This is a genomic window from Sphingobium sp. MK2 (assembly GCF_040170545.1).
Classification (GTDB): Bacteria; Pseudomonadota; Alphaproteobacteria; order Sphingomonadales; family Sphingomonadaceae; genus Sphingobium.
In genome coordinates, this window is record NZ_JAZDXA010000079.1 from 1 (window position 1) to 5,081 (window position 5,081).

The 5,081-nt window shown below is 54.5% G+C and carries 7 protein-coding genes; 3 read left to right on the forward strand and 4 right to left on the reverse strand.

The window, feature by feature from the left end; genetic code table 11:
• Positions 1-23: 23 nt before the first annotated feature.
• On the reverse strand, positions 24-410 hold the full coding sequence (locus V2I08_RS20075) for a hypothetical protein (protein WP_349636526.1): 387 nt from the start codon (positions 408-410) through the stop codon (positions 24-26).
• A gap of 198 nt (positions 411-608) precedes the next feature.
• Between V2I08_RS20075 and V2I08_RS20080 the strand changes: the two genes are divergently transcribed.
• From V2I08_RS20080 to V2I08_RS20090, 3 genes are all read left to right on the forward strand, one after another.
• A complete protein-coding gene (locus V2I08_RS20080) occupies positions 609-794 on the forward strand; it encodes a hypothetical protein (RefSeq protein ID WP_349636527.1) in 186 nt (61 codons plus the stop codon).
• A 244-nt stretch (positions 795-1,038) separates the two neighbouring features.
• A complete protein-coding gene (locus tag V2I08_RS20085; protein WP_349636528.1) occupies positions 1,039-2,001 on the forward strand; it encodes a hypothetical protein in 963 nt (320 codons plus the stop codon).
• Positions 1,998-2,243 (forward strand): hypothetical protein, encoded by a 246-nt coding sequence (locus tag V2I08_RS20090; RefSeq protein WP_349636529.1) that lies wholly within the window; start codon positions 1,998-2,000, stop codon positions 2,241-2,243. Before V2I08_RS20085 ends, V2I08_RS20090 begins: the two co-directional genes overlap by 4 nt.
• A gap of 275 nt (positions 2,244-2,518) precedes the next feature.
• Here the strand turns inward: V2I08_RS20090 and V2I08_RS20095 are convergent, their stop codons facing one another.
• The 3 genes from V2I08_RS20095 to V2I08_RS20105 are packed head-to-tail and all read right to left on the reverse strand — an operon-like array spanning position 2,519 to position 4,885.
• Positions 2,519-3,214 carry a hypothetical protein gene (locus tag V2I08_RS20095; RefSeq protein WP_349636530.1) on the reverse strand — a complete coding sequence of 232 codons (696 nt, stop codon included), beginning with the start codon at positions 3,212-3,214 and terminating at the stop codon, positions 2,519-2,521.
• 21 nt (positions 3,215-3,235) lie between these two features.
• Positions 3,236-4,552 carry a hypothetical protein gene (locus V2I08_RS20100; protein WP_349636531.1) on the reverse strand — a complete coding sequence of 439 codons (1,317 nt, stop codon included), beginning with the start codon at positions 4,550-4,552 and terminating at the stop codon, positions 3,236-3,238.
• 21 nt (positions 4,553-4,573) lie between these two features.
• Positions 4,574-4,885 carry a hypothetical protein gene (locus V2I08_RS20105; protein ID WP_349636532.1) on the reverse strand — a complete coding sequence of 104 codons (312 nt, stop codon included), beginning with the start codon at positions 4,883-4,885 and terminating at the stop codon, positions 4,574-4,576.
• Positions 4,886-5,081: the final 196 nt, after the last annotated feature.

A 5,081-nucleotide genomic window follows, 5' to 3' on the forward strand; every position in this document is an offset into this window, starting at 1 on the left:
ATTTCCTACTTCAGAACAGAACCTTACGCTACTCCTGCCAACCCTTCAGGCACCCCCTGATGAATAAGCCGGGCTAATGAATTCTCGTTTGCGCAACGGTGGGCTAAATAATTGACTCGATCGATGCCTGCCAGATTGTCCGCGCTTCGTGCTGCTTCATGGCGACGAAGAGCGGTCAGCACCTCTGCTACCGTTTCATCGTCGCTGCCCAGTAAAAAGCCTATCTCAGCTTCCAGTCGCGGTCGAGGCGCGAAAAGGGACTGGCGGGCATTATCAAGCTGCCGTTGACGAACCGGGCTGTCGTCATCGAACAGAGCATCATCTATGGCTTCGCCAATTCTGGTACGGTCTGCATTCACCGACACGCCAACCATAGCGAACGGGTTGTCCAAAAGATCAAACGCGCTCAACGAATCGCTCCCGTTAAATTCTGTCTTTCGCGCTTGTTGCCCCTTGTTCTAACGATTTCAGGTCAGCGCTGCCCATATCTCATTTATCGAAGTGCATATCTGGATTTGGTTAAAAAGCCGACGTTGGAATTTCCACAACCTGAGAATAGGGCGCGCGCATCAAATGGTATGAGCCATGCTGTGGCTACTCGCGATCTGATGATCGCCTACGATACGGCTGAAGCGCAACAGGAGACAATCGACCGCGTAGAGGCAGAAGCCGAAGAGGCAGGCCGCACAGCGGCAGAAGAGTTCGAGCGTGAAATGCATCAATCGATGCGCGAAGCTGTCGGTTCTGATCGCTGGGATTCTGCCAAGCGCGACGCCGAAAGTTACGGTTTTTGACGGCTGACCTGCTTCATCGCCTCCGCTGGGCAGACCCAAGTATATAGATCGAGCAGGTCTTCCACCTGTTTCATTGAATCACCAGCGGCGAGCCGTTTCCTTATGATGATCGGGGCGACCCTTTCCAGCATTCCCGTGAAGATACTTCGTGATTTATCGTGTCGCATGAATTATTTAGCTATCTGAACCGATCCAGCGCAGGAGGCCTGACATGATAATATGATCTGATTGAGGTGATATTATTATGAAGTCGATTGAGCCCTTGTCGGGTTGGATGCTCGACCAAATCGTGCGTCTGGATGAAGTCAGACCGGGACTTGCAGGCCAGATGTTGCGCGCAAGCGCAGAACGGCGGCAGGTCGTTTCTGCTTTTTTGGCGGTTACCGATTACGCATCTGAAGCCCCCACCGATACAGCTGCTTTTCTGGCCGGTGCAGACCATCGCAGTATCTTGGACAGGGCGTTTGGCCGCGTTCCCGACGGATTGCGCGGTGCCCTCCGGCGCAGTGGCCCGCAGCCGCATGATCCGAAATACTACCACGGCCTATTCAAGCATTTGGTAGAGTCCCCACGACACGTCACCACTGCGATCGCACGATCTGAAAAACTGGATCACGAGCGCCTTGCTGTGATCGAGGCATTGCCTGCCGACTTGTGTGACATCCGCATCGTTTCACGCATCGACAATCGGAAACAGGCGACCGATGTTGTATTGGCGATTGATCTCATGGAGAGGCGCGGTCTTTGCCGGAAGACCGTCATTGAAGGGTTGCTCCGGTCCTCTCGGCCAGTTTCGCAGGCTGTGCGCCGTTGGTCGCTCCACATGGCATTTCCACCGGGACCAATTCCTAAATGTGATGGATTTCGGCCGATCGCGAGCGGGATCGAACTGAGGCGCGTGGCCAAGAGGTATCAAAATTGTGGCCGCAACTACCTCATGCCGGTTCAGTGCGGCAACCATGCGTTTGGCGAATTTTCGCATGATGGCCGAGAGGTGCTGATCAGCTTTGACCGGGCCAATGGGATGTGGATCGTTGATGGAGTCTATGGATTTCGCAACCGGGATGTGCATCCCGATATCTCAGCTGCCGCATACGCTTTCGCGGCGAGGCATGGGGTTCCGGCGCACGAAATTAGGAATCGGGGCGATCAGGGAGTCGAAGCTTTGCGCCGTCTGGCGCTGCGATTTGTGGATTGGAACTCGTGATGAATGTTGATCGACCAGCACGGCCATTTACCGGGGCGTTCATCGACTGGTTCGCCGCCATGGCCGATCTCCACACCATCATGGTGATCGCACCACACGCCGATCTTGATGCCGTTGATTTCAAATTTAACATCGGTGGCGGCGCACTTCAAGGATGTTCACATCCATGCGGGATCAGCATCGCCGCGATGACGGATGGCGAGTGCTGGGACTGTTTGATGAGGACGTCGTGCCTGAACTGAGGCCAGATGGATGGTGCTGTTCACTATGTTCGCCGGATCGGCAATCCTGTTTTCCATCAGTAGAAGCGCTGTGGACGGATCACGTTTTTGAGCCACTCTGGCGATCGATCACCAAGAAATTAATTAGGGCAAAAGGGGTTGGGTTTTATGGCGGCGGCGAAATGACGTGGGCCAAACTCATAGCATCCGGCGATGTCGAAGACCAACCAGCCCATCTCGTGCTGTTCAACCCACAATACCCCCTCCGCAATGAATGATCGCCTGAGGAGGTGTGCCTAAATGCGTGATGCTTTTTCCAGCGCCCATTTCAACACGCTGATCTTGCGCTCTCCGCCCCAAACCGAAAGATGTGGCACATTCCCGAATTGGAAAGTCAGGTTGCCTAGCTTGGCAATGCCGCGATAGGCCTTCCAACTTTGATGCATGGCGTCGATCGCCTCGACTTCCGAGAGTTCGAAACCTGCCCTGAAATGGTCGATACTTCCAAAGGTGAAAAGGAACTGAGGGCGCACTGCTTCAAGAAATATTTGGTGAACCGGTGCGCAAAGACGAATGGCTTCCTCAAAACCGAGATGTTCACCGATGCGACGAGAGCGCGTAAATGCGAGGTTCGAAGCGGGCACATCCCTGAGGTTAAGTCCCAGTAAGTCGGCTACGGATTTGATCCGCTTCTGAAGCACCGCCTGTCCTGCGGGTTTCAATTTTCCGCCCGGAGCCCATTGCTCGTCAAGGTAAGCGTTGTTGCCCTTACGGGATGCAGCAATGCTGTCAGCAAGGGTGGACGTTTCTTGATCTCCACCGCCGGGATTGAGGCCCATGAAATAAGCAGGGCCGGATTTAAGCGTGTCGATCGAAGAGTAGAGCACTGCGCCGGGGCTGTGGATAAGGCCATGTTGATCAAGATAATGTTCTGCTAAAGACATAGGATTGGTCACGGTGCGTTTTTCCTGAGCATTTTGGTCGGTTGGCATATGGTTGGGCATCCCTTCTTCTCAGTTCGTCTGCTGCCATTCGGCGAGTAAGGCTTCGCGTTGCGATGTCCGTGTCGCGTCTTTGGCGAAACGGAAGGCTCGAACATCATGGTCGAACTTCTTGATCTGCTGGGCGAGCAGTTCATCCAGTCGGAGCGACTTCACCCCGGCGGCATCCGCATACAGCAGATTGCCTTCGATAGCGGCGGCGACAGTATGTCGGGGAGCCGTTACAGGAGTTTCGTCAGCTTCCGTTGGATCAGGAGCCCAAAAGCTGTCCTCGATCTTGTCCGTGAATATCCACGGTCGAACTATCAATGACTGAGCCATCCTGCCGAAGCCGGGTGAGCCAACGAAATGAAACCTGAGACTGCCGGGCATCCAGTTCGAAGGCTTGCCAACAGCATCAGACCGATGATCGATACCCGGCGCATATATGTGGTCGATATCTTCGCGCGCATCGGCAAATTCTGCGGTAGTGGGAGCACTCGCGATCACTTCGCCAGAATGGTCCACAAGTGAGATTTCGGCATGGTGCCACTCAAGGAGTGCGAAAGCAGGTTCTCGGCGCGCCTCATCGATAGTATAGCTGGCACCCGTGCGCACCCCTGCAAACGTCGCAATACCGGCGGCCTGAGCCTTCAATTTCGGTTCCAGAAGCATGAATTCGGGAAAGCGCCGCTCCCATTCCTCATCTGACGTTGGCAGATCGAAATCGATTTCGCCTACAGGACGGAAGTTTAACCCCCAGACATGCGGCACAAGGCCAAGCACCAAGGGATTATATAGGTCGCCATCGACGAATCCGCTGGTGCTCATGGGCCATTCGCCAACGAAGATTTTTCCGTCTTCCATAAAGAGACCAGAACGCGCGACATAGTCGGTCAGGTTGACCAGATCAGCTTCCTTTTTCAGCCTCTCTCCCATCTGCACGACAAGGCTGGAAACTTCATCGAGCCAATGCGCAGAGGCCGAGATCGCCTCGTCATTTGTCGCAAGGGCAATTTCCAGCGCCTTAATCTGGGCGAGATCGACATTTTCGCCCATCTCCTTGGCGAAGCCGCTGATCACCCTGATCCATGCATCTGGCGTCCGATAAATCTGAATGGGAGGCGTGCCGTCATTGGCGGTAAAACGCCCCTTCATACGCACCAGTTCTTCGCCAAAAGCCCGGCGCATTGCGCCTGATCGCTCACCGCCACGCTCCTTTGCTGCGGCTACATACCGTTCTACGATTTGAGAGAGCCGTTCAAAGGCAACGGTCTGCGCTTTGCCACCGTCGATAAAGCGCTTCCGGAGTTGGGCTGCTGCATAATAGCGAATGGTCTCAGAGGACATGTTTGATGATCCGTATATCAATCAGCGGAAAAACTTACGGTTGGCTCGGCCGCGATACGCAGCTGACCGGCGACCATAAAGGTGAAGACATGTCACCAGCGTGCCTTCAACGGACTCGACCGCAACCGCTCGCTTCAACCGATCGAGCACAGAAGTAGATACGCCTTGGGCTTGGGCAATTGCGTAAGCTCGCTTCGAAAGGCGCATGGCATGCAAACCACCAGCGATCACGACATCCATGTCTGCGTATTCCGCTAATAGCTGAATGTCCGCGTAGCGAAGGCCGCGCTGCTGCATGCGGTTTTGGGCGTGTTTGGAAATCTGCAATTCCATCGTTTGTCTCCTCGGGCTGACCAAGGAATATGCTGACCGCGACGATCTCAGTTAACACAATCTGTGCGATTGTATGTGTGATAAATGAAAGATTAAATGTTTTATAACGGCTCAGCCTGCGCACGACCTCATCGTGATCGCCCATCGTCTCGACCTCGGCCCGTAGGGTGTAGGGGTGACGGGGATGTAGGGTGGT